Annotated in this window: 17 protein-coding genes; 11 read left to right on the forward strand and 6 right to left on the reverse strand. The window is 32.0% G+C overall.

Features of this window, described 5'->3' with window-relative positions; translation table 11 throughout:
- Positions 1–59 precede the first annotated feature (59 nt).
- The 11 genes from KKQ76_RS06760 to KKQ76_RS06810 all read left to right on the forward strand — a co-directional run bounded on the left by KKQ76_RS06760 (position 60) and on the right by KKQ76_RS06810 (position 11,313).
- Positions 60–1,766: a DEAD/DEAH box helicase gene (locus tag KKQ76_RS06760; protein ID WP_213196405.1), complete on the forward strand. Its 1,707-nt coding sequence runs from the start codon at positions 60–62 to the stop codon at positions 1,764–1,766.
- Positions 1,767–1,952: 186 nt separating this feature from the next.
- The gene (locus KKQ76_RS06765) at positions 1,953–2,675 is read left to right on the forward strand and encodes a DUF2490 domain-containing protein (RefSeq protein ID WP_246501358.1); all 723 of its coding nucleotides are present in this window, start codon (positions 1,953–1,955) and stop codon (positions 2,673–2,675) included.
- Positions 2,676–2,764: 89 nt separating this feature from the next.
- Positions 2,765–3,403: a DUF47 domain-containing protein gene (locus tag KKQ76_RS06770; RefSeq protein WP_213188710.1), complete on the forward strand. Its 639-nt coding sequence runs from the start codon at positions 2,765–2,767 to the stop codon at positions 3,401–3,403.
- A 34-nt stretch (positions 3,404–3,437) separates the two neighbouring features.
- Positions 3,438–4,580: an inorganic phosphate transporter gene (locus KKQ76_RS06775; RefSeq protein ID WP_213196408.1), complete on the forward strand. Its 1,143-nt coding sequence runs from the start codon at positions 3,438–3,440 to the stop codon at positions 4,578–4,580.
- Positions 4,581–4,680: 100 nt separating this feature from the next.
- Positions 4,681–5,652 carry a polyprenyl synthetase family protein gene (locus KKQ76_RS06780; protein WP_213196410.1) on the forward strand — a complete coding sequence of 324 codons (972 nt, stop codon included), beginning with the start codon at positions 4,681–4,683 and terminating at the stop codon, positions 5,650–5,652.
- Between the two features lies 1 nt (position 5,653).
- The gene (locus KKQ76_RS06785; protein WP_213196412.1) at positions 5,654–6,604 is read left to right on the forward strand and encodes a GSCFA domain-containing protein; all 951 of its coding nucleotides are present in this window, start codon (positions 5,654–5,656) and stop codon (positions 6,602–6,604) included.
- A gap of 50 nt (positions 6,605–6,654) precedes the next feature.
- Positions 6,655–7,353, forward strand: coding sequence for an SIMPL domain-containing protein (locus KKQ76_RS06790; RefSeq protein WP_213196414.1), 699 nt, complete (start codon positions 6,655–6,657; stop codon positions 7,351–7,353).
- Between the two features lie 74 nt (positions 7,354–7,427).
- Positions 7,428–7,937, forward strand: coding sequence for a GNAT family N-acetyltransferase (locus KKQ76_RS06795; protein ID WP_213196415.1), 510 nt, complete (start codon positions 7,428–7,430; stop codon positions 7,935–7,937).
- A 116-nt stretch (positions 7,938–8,053) separates the two neighbouring features.
- The gene (locus KKQ76_RS06800; protein WP_213196417.1) at positions 8,054–8,815 is read left to right on the forward strand and encodes a TatD family hydrolase; all 762 of its coding nucleotides are present in this window, start codon (positions 8,054–8,056) and stop codon (positions 8,813–8,815) included.
- 16 nt (positions 8,816–8,831) lie between these two features.
- Positions 8,832–9,824 carry an acyltransferase family protein gene (locus tag KKQ76_RS06805; protein WP_213196418.1) on the forward strand — a complete coding sequence of 331 codons (993 nt, stop codon included), beginning with the start codon at positions 8,832–8,834 and terminating at the stop codon, positions 9,822–9,824.
- Between the two features lie 25 nt (positions 9,825–9,849).
- Positions 9,850–11,313: a phosphoethanolamine transferase gene (locus KKQ76_RS06810; protein WP_246501359.1), complete on the forward strand. Its 1,464-nt coding sequence runs from the start codon at positions 9,850–9,852 to the stop codon at positions 11,311–11,313.
- A 74-nt stretch (positions 11,314–11,387) separates the two neighbouring features.
- On the opposite strand, the gene KKQ76_RS06815 is transcribed toward KKQ76_RS06810, so the two are convergent.
- From KKQ76_RS06815 to KKQ76_RS06840, 6 genes are all read right to left on the reverse strand, one after another.
- Positions 11,388–12,638 (reverse strand): DEAD/DEAH box helicase, encoded by a 1,251-nt coding sequence (locus KKQ76_RS06815; RefSeq protein WP_213196421.1) that lies wholly within the window; start codon positions 12,636–12,638, stop codon positions 11,388–11,390.
- A gap of 363 nt (positions 12,639–13,001) precedes the next feature.
- Positions 13,002–14,233, reverse strand: a protein-coding gene (locus KKQ76_RS06820; RefSeq protein ID WP_246501297.1) for an IS3 family transposase whose coding sequence is annotated in 2 segments (ribosomal slippage) — positions 13,002–13,885 and positions 13,885–14,233 — 1,233 coding nt in all. Because the reading frame shifts where the segments join, the coding sequence is not laid out codon by codon here.
- 86 nt (positions 14,234–14,319) lie between these two features.
- Positions 14,320–15,303, reverse strand: coding sequence for a GTPase ObgE (gene obgE, locus KKQ76_RS06825; RefSeq protein ID WP_213196422.1), 984 nt, complete (start codon positions 15,301–15,303; stop codon positions 14,320–14,322).
- A gap of 83 nt (positions 15,304–15,386) precedes the next feature.
- Positions 15,387–15,965 (reverse strand): adenylate kinase, encoded by a 579-nt coding sequence (locus KKQ76_RS06830; RefSeq protein ID WP_213196423.1) that lies wholly within the window; start codon positions 15,963–15,965, stop codon positions 15,387–15,389.
- Positions 15,966–16,035: 70 nt separating this feature from the next.
- Positions 16,036–16,413 carry a four helix bundle protein gene (locus KKQ76_RS06835; RefSeq protein ID WP_104792777.1) on the reverse strand — a complete coding sequence of 126 codons (378 nt, stop codon included), beginning with the start codon at positions 16,411–16,413 and terminating at the stop codon, positions 16,036–16,038.
- Between the two features lie 52 nt (positions 16,414–16,465).
- Positions 16,466–17,020: a phosphoribosyltransferase gene (locus KKQ76_RS06840; RefSeq protein ID WP_213196425.1), complete on the reverse strand. Its 555-nt coding sequence runs from the start codon at positions 17,018–17,020 to the stop codon at positions 16,466–16,468.
- Positions 17,021–17,140: the final 120 nt, after the last annotated feature.

Below are 17,140 nucleotides of genomic sequence, written 5' to 3' on the forward strand. Positions count from 1 at the left end.
TTTTTTATTAAAAATAAAATCACTATCTTTGCCACTTAATTATTATAGACGATCTTTAAATGAATTTATTTACGGAATCCAATTTAAGTCCTGATTTATTGAAGGCAATTGGCGAACTCGGCTACGAACAGCCGACAGAAATCCAGAAACAGACTATTCCTTTTATCCTTTCGGATACTCGCGATCTCATCGCACTTGCGGCAACAGGAACAGGCAAAACAGCAGCATTTTCGCTTCCGATTCTGGATATGATAGACGACGCAAGTTGTAAAATCCAGTTATTAGTGCTTTGCCCTACTCGTGAACTTTGCCTTCAGATTACCAAAGACATTAAAAACTATACAAAGTACCTTCCTAACCTAAAAACTACCGCAGTTTATGGAGGAAGCAGTATTACAGACCAAATTCGTTCACTTCGTGAGAAACCACAAATTATTGTAGGAACTCCAGGACGTGTAATTGATTTAATTGGTAGAAAAGCTTTAGATTTTTCAGAAATCCATTGGCTCGTTTTAGACGAAGCTGATGAAATGCTTTCTATGGGTTTCAAAGATGATTTGGAAACTATTTTAAACGAAACTCCTTCTGAAAAACAAACGTTACTTTTCTCTGCTACGATGAGCAAAGAAGTAGAACGTATTACCAAAAATTATCTAACCAATCCACACAGAATTTCTGTAGGTTCTATTAACGAAGTTAAGAAAAACATTAAGCACGAATATTATGTGGTAGGCTACAGACAGAAAAAAGAAGCTCTAAAAAGATTATTGGATGCAAATCCTAATCAGTATTCTATTATTTTCTGTAGAACAAGAATGGAAACTCAAGAAGTTGCAGATTTCTTGATGCAAAATGCTTACGCAGCAGATGCACTTCACGGTGATTTATCTCAAGCGCAGAGAGATACGGTAATGAAAAAATTCCGTTTGAAAAACATTGATATTTTGGTTGCAACAGACGTAGCAGCTAGAGGTTTAGATGTAAATTCTCTTACGCACGTAATTCACTACTCGCTTCCAGATGATCCAGAAGTTTTCGTACACAGAAGTGGTAGAACAGGTAGAGCTGGTAAAGATGGTATTTCTATGTCTTTAATTAAACCTGAAGAATCTAGAAAACTAAAACAAATTAAACTTTCTACAAAAATTGAAATTGTAGAGAAGAAAATCCCAACGGGTGAAGAAATCATCAAAGCTCAAGTAGAAGGTGTTTTTGAAAAACTGTTTACAGAACACGAAGATTTATTTACTTTTGATGACAGCTTAATCCCTGATTTATCTGCATTCTCTAAAGAAGAATTGGTTCACCAATTATTACAATTACAATTAAGAGACTTAGCACTTTTCTACAAAGACAAAAAAGACTTGGCAGACCAAAAATTCTCAAACGATAGAGACGATAGAGGTAGCAGAAGAGACCGTGACAGAGATAGAGGAAGAGACAGAGATAGAGGTGACAGAGGTGATAGACGTTCTGACAGAGATGGTGGAAGAGAAAGAGGAGGAAAACCAAAACGAAGAAACGAAAACATGACCAGATTTTTCTTTAACCTTGGTAAAAGAGACAATTTAAAGAAAATGGACATGCTAGAAATCATCAATAAAGCTACGGCTAAATCTAAGAAACGTGCAGACATAGGTGATATAGAAATTCTAGAAAAATTCTCATTCTTCGAAGTTGAAAAATCTTTCAAAGATGAAGTTCTAAAAGGTTTACAAACTCAGAAATTCAAAGGAAAAGATATGCGCGCCGAAGTGGCCAACTAATTTTTTTCTTACATAACATAAAAACGCTACTTTTTCGGTAGCGTTTTTTTATTTTGTGTACATTTGTGAAGAAATAAACTTTTTAAAGTTATGGTAAACATTTATTTTATATGTTAATTTAACATTACCGTAACATTAATTTTCTTTATTATGATTAGCTTCGCACCACTCAAAAAAAGCATTCTAATGATACGCAAATTTTGCATTATCTTTATTTTTAGTTTTGCACTTTTCGCAAAATCTCAAACCAATAGTTCAGAACATCTTTCTGGTTTTGCTGTAGTTTCACTCAATTACAAACATAACCCAAAATGGAATGCTTACTTAGAATTGCAAGAACGTTCAATAGAAGATTTTAGCAAACCCGATTATTACGAAATCAAAGGAGGAATAGGTTATAATCCCAATAAAAGCAACCAATTTTTCGTAGGTTTAGGAAGATACGCAACCTACAAAGAAAACAGAATTGCCAATGAAGAATTCAGAATTTGGTTACAACACACTTATTCCATTAATGTAGATAAATTAAAGATTGACAATAGAATACGTCTCGAAAAACGTTTCTTTCATAACGCAATTACAGACGTAAATACTAATGACGAAAGATACAGATTCAGAACTGCATTAACACTGCCTCTTAACAGTGATAAAATGGCTCCAAAAACCATTTTTGCGAATGCTTTTGACGAGCTTTTCATTGGTCCAAATGGAGATTTATTTAAGAGAAATAGAATTTTCGGAGGTGTAGGATATGTATTTAATTCAAGCGTTTCTACCAATCTAGGCTATATGTGGCAAAGAGAACTTAATCCTAACCTTAGAAGCTTACATTTCTTGTATTTAGCATTTAATTTCACCTTAGACAGAGCTAAACTCGGGCATCATGAACATTACAACGTAGCAGATTAAGTTAATGTTAATAAAACTTAACAAAACTATAACAATCGCACCACATTTTTTTCAGAAATTTGCAACAAATTATAATTAAATATAAAACAATGGGAATTGGAAACATTTTCAGAGCATTTCAACCAAAAGACAAAATTTTCTTTGTATTGTTTGAACAAGTAGCAGAAAAATTGATAGACATGTCAAAAGAATTTCACGAAGGAATTACAGATTTTGACATCAATGATGATACTTTGTTAAAAAAAATGAGTGATTACGAACATCAAATGGATGACCTTACTCACGAAATTTTTGTGCAATTAGGTGAAAACTTCATCACTCCTTTTGACAGAGAAGATATTAATTATCTTGCAGCTGGTTTAGATGACATCGCAGATTATTTATTTGCTTCAGCTAAATACATCTATTTGTATAAGAGCCCAGAAGTAAAACAATATTCAGAGCTTTCTTTATTGATTTACAAATCTTGTGTAGAAATTCAAAACGCGATTAAAAACTTAAAAGAGTTTGCAAATCCTAAAGAAGTTAAAGAATCTTGCATCAAAATTAATTCTTACGAAAACATTGCAGATGATGTATTGAGCCAAGGAATTGTAGATGTTTTTGAAAGCAATGACCCAATCAAAATCATTAAAGTAAAATCAGTTTTAGAATATCTAGAAATCGTAACTGATAAAGCGGAAGACGTAGCCAATACCATTGAAAACATTGTTATTAAATACGCATAAATCTATTTTCATTAACCTTAAAAATTTATAGAGAATGGATTTTCCCTTACTATTAATCATCATTATTGCACTTGCATTAATTTTTGATTTTATCAACGGTTTCCACGATGCCGCGAATTCTATTGCAACCATAGTTTCTACTAAAGTACTATCGCCGTTTCAGGCAGTATTATGGGCTGCACTTTGGAATTTTGTTGCTTTTTTCTTTGCAGCATACGTCATCGGAGAATTTAAAATCGGTAATACCATCGCCAAAACAGTAAATGAAAATTACATTACCTTAGAAGTAATTTTTTCAGGATTGATTGCGGCTATCGCTTGGAATTTATTAACCTGGTGGTTTGGTATTCCTTCATCATCATCACACACACTTATCGGTGGTTTCTTAGGAGCTGCTCTTATGCATGCTTTAGTTTTAGACTATAATGCAGTAGCTCTAGCTCATCCAGATTTCACCTTAATAGAAAAAATTAAGTACGCATTTAGTGAACTCTTTACCCAAAATGTAGTAAAATATGAAAAGGTAATTCCTATCTTTTTATTCATCTTCTTAGCACCAATTATCGGGATGATTGTTTCGGTAATCATTACTTTAATTATTGTGTATTTTTCTAAAAAATCTAATCCACACAAAGCTGATCAACAATTTAAAAAATGGCAGTTGTTTTCTTCTGCACTTTTCAGTTTAGGTCACGGATTAAATGATGCGCAAAAAGTAATGGGAATCATAGGTGCTGCTGTTATTTACTACCACGTAAATATGATTGGTGGTACAGATGTATATGCTACCATGGAAAGTGCTGATCGTTTTAATCACTTCACCACGGATTACATTTGGGTACCATTCGTATCATTCTTAGCCATCGGTTTAGGAACAATGAGTGGTGGTTGGAAAATTGTAAAAACCATGGGTACTAGAATTACTAAAGTAACTCCATTAGAAGGTGTAAGTGCTGAAACAGCTGGTGCAATTACCTTATTCCTTACCGATCACCTTGGTATTCCTGTATCTACTACACACACCATTACAGGTTCTATTATTGGTGTAGGACTTACCAAAAGAGTTTCTGCAGTAAGATGGGGAGTTACCATCAGTTTACTTTGGGCATGGGTAATTACTATTCCTATCAGTGCAGTTATTGCAGCATTATGCTATCTTGGTGTAATCGCTTTATAAAAAAAATATTTTTAAAATAATATTGAAACTACTTGTCTTTACAAGTAGTTTTTCTTTTTTTTAAACCTTAAGAATTGTATTTTTGTAAAAATTAACATGTATGGAATTCATAGACAGATATCAAGAAATAGTTGCCAAAGCAATTGAAAAACACTCCTTCAAAAATAAGCCAACCGAACTTTACGAACCCATGAATTACATCATTTCTCATGGCGGAAAAAGATTAAGACCCATTATGGTTCTTATGGCTAACGAACTTTTTGGTGGAGACATAGAAAAAGCAATGAAACCAGCTCTTGCCATAGAGTTTTTCCATAATTTCACACTCATTCATGATGATATTATGGATGAAGCACCACTCAGAAGAGGAAAACCTACCATTCATACTTTACACGGAATCAATATCGGCATACTTTCCGGGGATGCATTGCTGATAAAAGCTTACCAATTTTTTGAAGATTTAGAACCAGAACTTTTCAAAGAATGTATTAAAATTTTCTCTGAAACAGGTGCTGTTTTATGTGAAGGTCAACAAATGGATGTGAACTTCGAAACCATGGAAAACGTAACCTATGATGATTACATAGAAATGATTACCAATAAGACAGGAGTTCTAAGTGCCGCTTCGTTCCAAATTGGAGCACTCATTGCTGGTGCTAAAAAAGAAGACGCAGAACTTCTTTATAATTTCGGAAAACACATTGGTATTGCGTTCCAAATTATGGATGATTATTTAGATGTTTTTGGGAATGTAGAACAGTTTGGTAAAAAACACGCTGGTGATATTTATGAAAACAAAAAAACCGTGCTTTATCTCCTTGCGATGGAACATGCCAATGAAGCAGAGAAAAAAGAACTCGATTTTTGGTATTCTAAAAAAACTGAAAATGTAGACAAAATCTACAGCGTAGAGAAAATTTTTAGAAGAAATAAAGTAGACGAAAAAGTGCTTAGACTGATTCAAAAACACAACGAAATAGGTCACGATTTCTTAAAAAAAATAGACGCACCAGAAGAAAAGAAAAAACCTTTCATGGAATTGGCTAATTATTTATTAAGAAGAAACTCTTAAAATGAAATTCAGAACAGAAGTTAATATTCCTATTTCTGAAAAGAAAATCCTTTTAACCGACAGCATTTTTTCTGTCGGTTCTTGCTTTGCTGCAGAAATGTCTCAACTGCTCAAAAACGGACAAATACAGACACTTTGCAATCCTTTTGGAACGATTTTTAACCCATTTTCGTTGAATATCGCCATCCAAAATCTACACGATTGCAAAAAGTACAAAGAAGAAGATTTAATTCTTTATAATCAAGAGTACATTTCGCTGAACCACCACACTTCTTTCAACAGTTTTTATGCACATAAAACCCTAGAAAGAATCAATCAAAACATAGAAACAGGAAATCAATTTCTACAAAAAACCAATTGGGTGATTATCACCTACGGAACTTCATTTATCTATGAATTCTTGCCTAAAAATCAATTGGTTGCCAATTGTCATAAAATTCCGCAAAAGTTTTTCAACAAAAGACTTTTAACAGATGAAGAATTGAAAAATTCCATCACAGAAACCATAGAAAATCTAAAAGATATTTGCGAAAATGACGTTCAGATTCTATTTACGGTTTCACCAGTTCGTCATACCAAAGATGGAATGACCGAAAATCAATTGAGTAAATCTAAGCTGATTTGTGCACTTCATGAAACACTTCCCCATTTCGAAAACTGTCATTATTTACCGATTTACGAAATCATGATGGACGATTTGCGTGATTACAGGTTTTACAAAGAAGACTTAATTCATCCTAATAATCAAGCGATACAGTATATTTGGGAAAAATTCTGCAATGCTTATTTTTCAGAAGAAGTAAAAGATTTCATTACTGAAAACTACAAAATAAAAGCAGCTTTAGAACACAGACCGAATGATGAAAAATCTCCAAAATATTTGGAATTTTTAGAAAAATTGAAAGAAAAAATAGTTTTTCAACAAGCGAAAGTAAAGCATAAGATTTTCTAAAAATTCCAACTTAAATAAAAAAACAACCATCTTTAAAACAAATATTTATTATGAAAAATTTAATGACCATCATCGCTTTATTTATTGTTTCGTTTGTGTTTTCTCAAACTAAAAATTTCATAGATCAACCTTATTTAGAAACTTCTGCAGAAGCGGATACTTTAGTAATTCCTGATAGAATTTATCTTAAAATTACTATTTCTGAAAACGATACTAAAAATAAAAAGTCTGTTGAAGAACTAGAAAACATCATGGTTCAAAAACTTAAAAATTTAGGAATCGACACCAATAAACAATTGTTAATGAATGACTTAGGAAGCAGTTATAAAAAATATGTTTTGAAAACTACTGATGTAATGAAAACCAAATCTTATGATTTATTAGTTTTTGATGGATTAACAGCAGGTAAAGTAATTCAAGAACTTGAAAATGAAGATATTTCTAACATACAACTTCTTAAAACTCAACATTCTCAAGAGGAAAAAATTTTAGCTGACCTCAAAAGAAGAGCGATTATTAAAGCAAAGAAAAATGCTAATAATATCGCCAATGCAATTGGACAAAAAGTGGGTAATGCCATTTTTATCAAAACTTTAGAAATACCTCAAGCAAATAATCAATTAATGATAAGAGGCATAAATACTTTAGGCTATAGTAATAAAACACAACAAGAATTTGAACCTGCTGATTTGAATTTCAGAAAAATAGGATTTTCAGCAAGTTTATCTGTAACTTTTAAATTAGAATAAGTAATCAATAGGAACGGGCTTTAGCCCGTTTTTAAAATAGCAAATTTCAATTGGCTTTAGCCAAAACCTAAAATATGAAAATCAGAAAAATCAATATTGACGATTTAGAAACGCTTAGAAATCTCAGTATTCAAACCTTCAAGGAAACCTTTGAAGAAGTGAATACAGAAGAAGATATGCAAAAATATCTTGATGAAAATCTGAGCATTGAAAAGCTAAAAACTGAACTCGAAAATGTAAATTCTGAGTTTTATTTCGCTGAAAACAATGATGAAATTTTGGGTTACTTAAAACTGAATTTCAAAGATGCTCAAACCGAAAAATTAGAAGAAAACCACTTCGAAATTGAAAGAATTTATGTTTTAAAAGCGTTTTTAGGTCAAAAAATCGGACAAATTCTCTTTGACAAAGCCATAGAAATCGGAAGAGAAAAGAATTTAGAATATGTTTGGCTTGGTGTTTGGGAAGAAAATCACAGAGCTATAAAATTTTACGAAAAAAATGGTTTTAAAATCTTCGGAAAACATGATTTCACTCTCGGCGAAGATGTACAGACTGATTTATTGATGAAAATGAAAATATAAATGTAATTTTTGTCATTCTGAATGCAGCATAGCGGAATGAAGAATCTATTGATAACAGATTCTTCACTCCATTGTATTTCGTTCAGAATGACAAAATACAAATAAATTTGTAAATAATGATTGACACACATACACACTTATATTCAGAAGAATTTGATGAAGACAGAACAGAAATGATAAAACGCGCCATTAATAAGGGCGTAACAGAGTTTTACCTTCCTGCCATTGATTCAGAATCTCATGAAAAAATGCTTCAATTAGAAGCAGAATTTCCCAATCAAATTTTCGCAATGATGGGGCTGCATCCTTGTTATGTAAAACCAGAAACTTGGGAAAAAGAATTAGAAATTGTAGAAAATTATTTGAACCAGAGAACATTTCCTGCCATTGGTGAAATCGGAATTGATTTGCATTGGGATAAAACAACTTTGGATATTCAGGTAAAAGCCTTTGAAAAACAAATTGATTGGGCAATTGAAAGAGATTTGCCGATTGTAATTCACACGCGTGAAAGTTTTGATGAAACTTTTGAAGTGCTGGAACGCAAAAAGCACCCGAAACTTCGCGGTATTTTCCACTGCTTCTCCGGAAATTTGGAACAGGCAAAACATGCCATTGATTTAGGCTTTGTTCTTGGAATTGGTGGAGTAGTCACTTTTAAAAATGGTAAAATAGACCAATTTTTACATGAAATTCCTTTAGAAAAAATTGTTCTGGAAACAGATTCTCCATACTTGGCACCAGTTCCGCATCGTGGAAAAAGAAATGAAAGTTCTTACCTGGATTTGGTCGTTGGAAAACTCGTCAATATTTACAATAAAGATTTTGCAGAAATTGATAGAATTACTACAGAAAATGCAATGAAAATATTTGTGTAAAAGTACTATAAATCGTATGGAGAAAAGAGAAAACTGGGTAGATCAGGCAAGAGGTTTTGCAATGTTTTTGGTAGTTTATGGGCATAATTTTCCAGTTACCGAAAAGTATATTTATAGTTTCCATATGCCTCTTTTTCTCATCATTTCTGGCTTTTTTTCCCCAGAGAAACCAGCATATACATTTTTGCAAAAAAAATTCAGAACCATTATAGTTCCTTATTTTTTTTGGGCAATATTTCTTTTTGTCTTTTGGATTATTTTAGGCAAAAATTTCGGAGATAGTGCTACAAAAAATTTATCAATCACAAAAAATTTTATTGGTATATTTTTTTCTCAAGGAGGCCAAGAGTATATGGATTGGGGAATTCCTATGTGGTTTCTTCCTAATCTATTTTTGGCATTTTTGTTTTTGTTTTTTTGCAAATTGTATTTCAAAAAAAAATGGTTTTTTGCCGTTTTAGTATTAACTTTTTTGGGAATTTTGTATTCCAAGTTATCAGATATTCCTTTATTTTGGAGTATAAATATAGCTTTGGTGTCTTTGTTTTTTGTGGCTATTGGAAAACAAATTTATATAACAATCAACAAAACCTCCAAAAAAAAGCGCATTTTTTGGATGATTATTTTCTTTATTATCAATATTTTACTATTCCAGTACAAGGCTAATGTTAAGGTAGATATGTACCAATCTATTTATGGAAACGAAATTTTATTTTTTGCAAATGGTTTTTTTGGAAGTTTAGCCTTTTTACTGCTGTTCAAAAATTTTCCTTATTTTCGGTTTTTAGAAATTATTGGCAAGTTTACCCTTGTTATTCTAGCTTTACAAATTTTGGCGATGTCTTTGATTAAACTTTTTTTATGGAAAGCATTACATATCAGCAATTTTCAATTTTCAGAATTTCAGAAATTATATTTTTCGATTATTCAAATAATCATCTTGTTGCCAATTGGCTTTATTATTAATCAATACATTCCTTTGCTTAATGGAGGCTCAAAAAAAATATAAAAACCAGCTGTTATTTCATACTTTTATGAACATCATTTTTTTGATTTTCATTACATTTTCTACGTTTTATCACATTCCGCTGAGTGGTTTACAAGATCGGTTCAGTTATTTAGGATTACTTGTCTTTCTTCAATTTACAATATTTGGATTTTTGTACTTTCTTAGCTTAAACCGATTGATTTTTTATCTTTTTTTTCCAATATTGTTTTTGATTGGTAGTATTTCTTCTTTTTTTGTTTATACGCAAGATATTGTTATCAACGAGGGCGTTGTGAGAGCTACTCTAGAAACAAAATCAGATGTAGTTTCGGATTTAATAAGTTTACCTTTTATTGTTTACTTAGTGGTTCTTTTTGTATTTATTTTTTTTATTCTAAAAAAATACCAATCACTAGAAAACAACTTTTTAAAATCGCCAATTACGATTTTTGCAACATTATCATTAATCATATTTGTTGTTGTAAGTTACAAAAAACCTTCTATTTTTTCTAATAGGCTACCTTACAATGTTTATTATGGTATAAAAGAATACTACAAAAAACCAGATTTAGAATTTTTGAAAATTAATAATTCAGTCATTTCAAAATCTGATACTTTGCAAGTTGTTTTTGTTATTGGAGAAAGTTTACGTGCAGACCATTTGCCAATGAATGGCTATTACCGAAATACAATGCCTTACTTATCAACAAGAAAAAATGTTTTTTCTCTTAAAAAAGTTTATACCAACAAAACATACACCGCTATCAGCGTCCCACAAATCCTTACTAACCAATCTATTACAGATTCAGTTGGTCATAAATTTTATTCTTTGATTGATGTTTTGAATTCTGCAAAAATAAATACATATTGGATAGGAAATCAAACACCAGAAATAAGTTATTTGCCATTTATAAAATTTTCAAAATTTCGGAAACTTATAGACCCTTATCATTCAGAATTTAGTTTTCACAAGAAATTAGATGATCATATGTTAAAGCCTTTTTATAAATATTTTTCTAAACAAGAGAAGCAATTTATAACACTTCACATGATGGGTAGTCATTGGTATTATGAGAATAGATATAGCGAAAATTTTAGAAAGTTTAAACCTACAATTCACAGCAAATATGTAAAGGCAAATTCTAATCAGGAGATGATCAATTCTTATGATAATACCATTTTGTTTTTGGATTATTTTTTAGAAAATATCATTAGAAATATTGAAAAGCAAAATACAAACACGCTACTTATTTATCTTTCGGATCACGGAGAAGCTTTGGGAGAAAACGGAAATTGGCTACACGCACAAGAATCTGAAAGCATCAAAAATCCTGCAGCTATCATTTGGTTTTCGGAGAAATTTTATCAAAACAATAAAGAAAAAGCTCTAAAAATTGCTTCTATTGAAAATAAAAAAATGACTACAGATTTTTTGTATCACACGGTTTTAGGTTTATTTGATGTAAAAGGAGTTGCAATAGACCCCAAAGAAAATATTTTTAAAAAATAGCCTACTTTTGAGTACAACAAATAAAAAAAGCCAGCTCATAATTTAATGAAACGGCTTTTTTGTGATTTTTTCATTTATTTCTTTCTATAAAAAACTTTCTTTTTCGGTTTTTTAAAATTGATGTCTTCTTTTTTCTGAGGCTTTGGTTTAGGAACAAAAGGTTTATTGTTAGAATCTCTTTTTTGCTCAACTAATTTTTCAGGATGAAAAGGATGATTTTTTACTACAGGAATTTTCTTCCCGATGAGTTTTTCGGTATTTCTCAAGTTCACTAAATCAAGACCATCTACAAACGAAATAGAAGTACCTTCTGCTCCCGCTCTTCCCGTTCTACCAATTCGGTGAACGTAAGTTTCAGAAACGTCTGAAAGCTCAAAATTAATCACATATTTTAAATCGTCAATATCAATTCCTCTTGCTGCAATATCTGTTGCCACCAAAACTCTTGTTTTCTTATTTTTGAAATTACTCAGCGCGGTTTGTCTGGCATTTTGAGATTTATTTCCGTGAATCGCTTCTGCTGAAATATTATCTTTATGAAGTTTTCTAGCGATTTTATCAGAACCGTGTTTTGTTCTGGCAAAAACCAATACTTGGTCTAACTTTTCGTCTTGAAGAATGTGTGTCAGTAAATCTAATTTATCGTCTTTTTCTACAAAATAAATCGATTGATTAATCGTGTCAGCAGTTGAAGAAACAGGAGCAACTTCTACTTTTACAGGATTTCTGAGCATAGAATTCGCCAATTCTTGAATTTCTTTAGGAAAAGTCGCTGAGAAAAATAAAGTTTGTCTTTTCGGCGGAAGCAACTTCACTACTCTTTTCACATCGTGAACAAAACCCATATCGAGCATTCTATCTGCTTCATCCAAAACAAAAATTTCTAAATTTTTGAGCGAAATAATACCTTGATTGATAAAATCGAGTAATCTTCCTGGAGTGGCTACTAAAATATCAACCCCTTTTTTCAGAGCTTGTTCTTGAGCGCCTTGTTTTACGCCTCCAAATATTACCAAAGTTTTCAGTGGCAAATGTCTTCCGTAAGCTTTGAAGCTTTCTTCAATTTGAATCGCTAATTCTCTGGTTGGCGTAAGAATTAAAGCCTTAATTTGATGGTTTTTGGTGTTTTTATGATAAAGATTTTGCAAAATAGGAATGGCAAAAGCTGCAGTTTTTCCGGTTCCTGTTTGAGCAGTTCCTAGTAAGTCTTTGCCTTCTAATAAATGTGGAATCGCTTGTGATTGAATAGGTGTTGGTTTTTCATAACCTTCTTGGATAAGCGCATCAAGGATGGGCTTAATCAATTGTAAATCTGTAAATAACAAATGTTTAAATTTTAAAAATGTGTGCGGGCGAAGTATTTTACTTCAACATTTTTTGCGCAAAAATCTGTTAATTATTTACAGATATTTGAAAAAGTATCTTCTACTTTGGCTAAAGAATGCCGCGAATAATGGGACAAAGATAGTCTTTTAGAAATAAATGAAAAAAGAATTATTTATAAACCACAAAAGAGACAAAAGAAATACATGAAAACAAGTACTTCAAAAGTAAAAAAAGTAAAATATTTCGCTTTTTTTACTTTTGAATAGCTTATCAACTAAAGATTTTTTTTGCTTTTGCGGATTAAAAATAAAATTTTAAATAATTATTATGACTAATCCTAAAATAGGTTTACAAGTTTTACATTAAAATACCAATCCGGAAGATATTGATTTTCCGGATTTTTTGTGGATTGTTTCCGGGGTTTTCATCTTCAGACTAAGATGTGGTCTTTTGTTGTTGTAAATATAAATACTTTCTTTAACCATTTGTTTTAAATCCTGAATGTTTTTGCATTTATAAATTAAAAATTCCTGCTTCAATATTCCGTTTATTCTTTCTGCCAAAGCATTTTGATAACAATCATAGCCATCTGTCATTGAGGGTTTTATTTTGTTTTCAACAAGTACTTTCTGATACACTTCTGAGCAATATTGCAATCCCCTGTCTGAGTGATGAATAAGCGGAAGATGTGTTGTTCTGTTTTTAACGGCCATTTTCAGAGCTTTGACTACATTTTCAGCATTCATATTTTCACTTAATTCGTAACCCATTATTTTTCTGCTGTAAGCATCCGTAACCAAAGATAAATAACAGACATTCGTTTTGGTTTTTATATAAGTGATATCGCTTACAAATACCTGTTCTTTTCTTTTTAGGCAAGTCGTTTTCAAAAGGTTGGGGTGTTTTCTGAGCCAGTGTTTGGAGAAAGTTGTTCTTGTATATCTTTTCTTAGGATAAATAAGCAGGTTTTCTCTTCGTAAATAATTGAACAGCGCATCTCTGCCTATTTTTATCTTTTCAAGCTTGAACTTATTTTTAAGCAAATAATAAAGTTTTCTTGTTCCTATTCTGGGCTGTTCTAAACGAATCTCCTCAACGAATTGTTTAACTTTCTCCAATTCTTTTTCCCGAACACATAATCTTTGGCGCTGCTGGTAAATGGCTTGTCTGCTTATCCCAAACAATCTGCAGATTTTGGATAAACTCAATCCTTTTTCTTGGAGTTGTCTGACTGTTTGGGCGTAAACTTTTTTCGGATCTGTGTGCCGTATTGCTTGTCGGAGATATCAATCATCATATTGAGAACTTTGGTTTTCAGTTTCTCATCAGCTAATTCTTTCTCTAATCTTTTAATCTTTTCGGCGGGTGTTTCTTTGGATTGTAACATGGTATGAATGGTGGGTTTGCTCCAATCTAAATTACCATATTTTCTGAGCCAAACCAAAACGGTGCTTCTACCTTGGATACCGTAATGTTGTTGTGCCTGTTTGTAAGTGAATTCGCCCTTTTCTACACGGCTTACAATACCTAATTTAAAAGCCATTGTGTAATCTTGTTGTGTACGCTTTTCTACTGTCTTCTCTCGATTTTCCATAATAAGTCTATTGGGTGTAAACTTATTTTAGGACGGGTCAATATGTACTAAAAAAGCGCTCAAAAATGAACGCTTTCTTTATTTTTTTATCCGTGTAATTTTTTCCAGATAACGTCTTTCAGTTCTACTAAACCTTCTTGAGTAACTCCTGAAAAGAATAGCGGTTTCAGTTTTTCTGGAAACTCTGCGGTGATTTCTTTTTTCAATTCATCATCTAGCAAATCTGATTTAGAAATAGAAAGAATAATGTCTTTATCAATTAATTCTGGATTGTATTCTTCTAATTCATTCAGTAGAATTTGATATTCTTTGTAATGATCTTCAGAATCGGCAGGAATCATAAAAAGCAAGATTGAATTACGCTCAATATGTCTTAAAAATCGATGACCAAGACCTTTTCCTTCTGCAGCTCCTTCAATAATTCCGGGAATATCTGCCATTACAAAAGACTTGAAATTTCTGTATTCTACAATTCCTAAATTGGGAGTCAATGTAGTAAAAGCGTAATCTGCGATTTTTGGTTTTGCCGCAGAAACAGCAGATAAAAGTGTAGATTTCCCAGCATTTGGAAATCCTACTAATCCTACATCTGCTAAAATTTTGAGTTCAAAAACCACGTAACCTTCTTCACCAGGCATTCCTGGTTGTGCATATCTTGGAGTTTGATTGGTAGAAGATTTGAAATGCTCGTTTCCAAGACCACCCATTCCTCCTTTCATGATGATGATTTCTTGTCCATCTTCCATGATTTCTCCAATAATCTCGCCTTCTTCATTTTTGGCAATTGTACCGATAGGAACATTAATGTAAACATCTGCTCCATAAGCTCCAGTCAATTGGTTTTTGCCACCATTTTCGCCGCGTTCTGCCTTTACATGACGCGTATAACGAAGCGGAAGCAATGTCCATTCCTGAGCATTTCCTCTCATAATAACATGTCCTCCTCTTCCTCCATCGCCACCATCAGGTCCACCTTTGGGAATATATTTTTCTCTACGAAGGTGCGCAGAACCAGCACCACCGTGACCTGATTTACAATGTATTTTTACGTAATCTACAAAATTGCTCATATTTTTTTGCTTTCGGCTTTCAGCTTTAAGCAATCTGCTTTTAAAATTTTACGCTGAAAGCGGATTGCTGATCGCAGATTGCATTATTTTATTTTTTCTACTTCGGCAAAAAGTTTTTCAGAAATTTCAGAGATTTCTCCTACTCCACTAATTTCTACATATTTGCCTTGTTGTTTATACAGTTCTGCTACTTCAGCAGTTTTAGCATAATATTCTTCTATTCTGTGTCTGATGATGCCTTCTTCACTATCATCTACTCTGCCAGAAGTTTCACCTCTTTTTACTAATCTTTGCACTAAGATTTCGTCTTCTACAATAAGTGAAAGGCATACAGAAATTTCTGAATGTAATTGTTCTTTTACAATTTGGTCTAAAACTTCAGTTTGGTAAGAAGTTCTTGGGAAACCATCGAAAATGAAACCATTAGCTTCTGTAGGTTTTTTAAGCTCATCTACTAACATATTAATGGTTACTTGGTCTGGAACCAATTCTCCTTTGTCAATATAGTATTTAGCCAATTTTCCTAATTCCGTATCATTTTTCATGTTAAAACGGAACAAATCTCCTGTAGAAATTTGCTTAAGGTTAAATTTTTCAATTAGGTTTTGTGCTTGGGTTCCTTTACCACTTCCTGGAGGACCGAATAGAACGATGTTTATCATTTTTAGCATTCGGCAATCTGCTTTTAGCTTTCAGCTTTGCAATGCCAATTTTTTTTATGGTTAATACTATTTATCTATTTTTCTTTTTATTGATATCTTCTTCAATTTTGAGAATTAGTTTTGAGATTTTCATTTTTAATTCTTCTGCTTTTGGAGTTAATTCTATAAATTTCTCTTCTGATATATAATTCAAATCTTTTGAGAGCAAAAGTATATATTCTACTTCAAATGCAGAACCAGATGCATTTCTCAAAAATCTTTTAAAATCTTCATCACTTCCTCTGCCACAACCTTCTACTATGTTTATTCCTATAGAACTTGATGCTCTTCTAATCTGCGATGTAAGCCCAAATATTTCTTCTTTTGGAAAACTTTCAGTTATTTTATAAACTTCTAAAGTCAATAAATGACTCAATTTCCAAATATCATATTTTTTATAATCACGCATTTTGATTATTAGTTTTTTTTGCTGATTGCTGATTGCAGAAAGCTGACTGCAATCAATGATTTATTCTACCATCTTCTAATTGGTACAAATCTGGTAAGTTTCTTCCTAATTCATCATAATCTAATCCATAACCCAACACGAATTTATTAGGAATTTCTTTGGCTACATAATGTATTTTGAAATCTTTTTTATAGACTTCTGGTTTTAGTAAAAGTGTTGCCACTTTTAGAGATTTTGGTCTCTGTGTATTTTCGAAATAATTGTATAAACTTTCGATGGTATTTCCTGTATCTACAATATCTTCCATTAAGATAATGTGTCTTCCTTCTACTTCTTTTGTCAAGTCCATTTTCTTGTAAACAATCCCTGTAGATTGAGTTCCAGCATAAGAAGACATTTGGATAAATGCCAATTCGCATTTCCCTGGATAATACTTTAGAAAATCAGAAAAAAACATGATTACACCGTTCAAAACCCCGATAAAAACAGGCGTTTCATCTTTATAATCTTCGTAAACTTTTTCTGCAAGACTTTTTACGATTTCTTGAAGTTCGTCGTGCTTAAGGTAAGGCACGAAAGATTTGTCGTGAATTTGTATGCTTTCCATAACTTGTTGTAAGTCGCAAATTTACAGAAATTTTAGGAATTTTGGAGGGTAAATTTGGTTAAAAGGTATATATTTCTGCAATAGGGATAGAAGTGAAAATCCTTTTATTTTTCTTTGACA

The sequence above is a fragment of the Cloacibacterium caeni genome (assembly GCF_907163105.1).
Taxonomy (GTDB): domain Bacteria; phylum Bacteroidota; class Bacteroidia; order Flavobacteriales; family Weeksellaceae; genus Cloacibacterium; species Cloacibacterium caeni_A.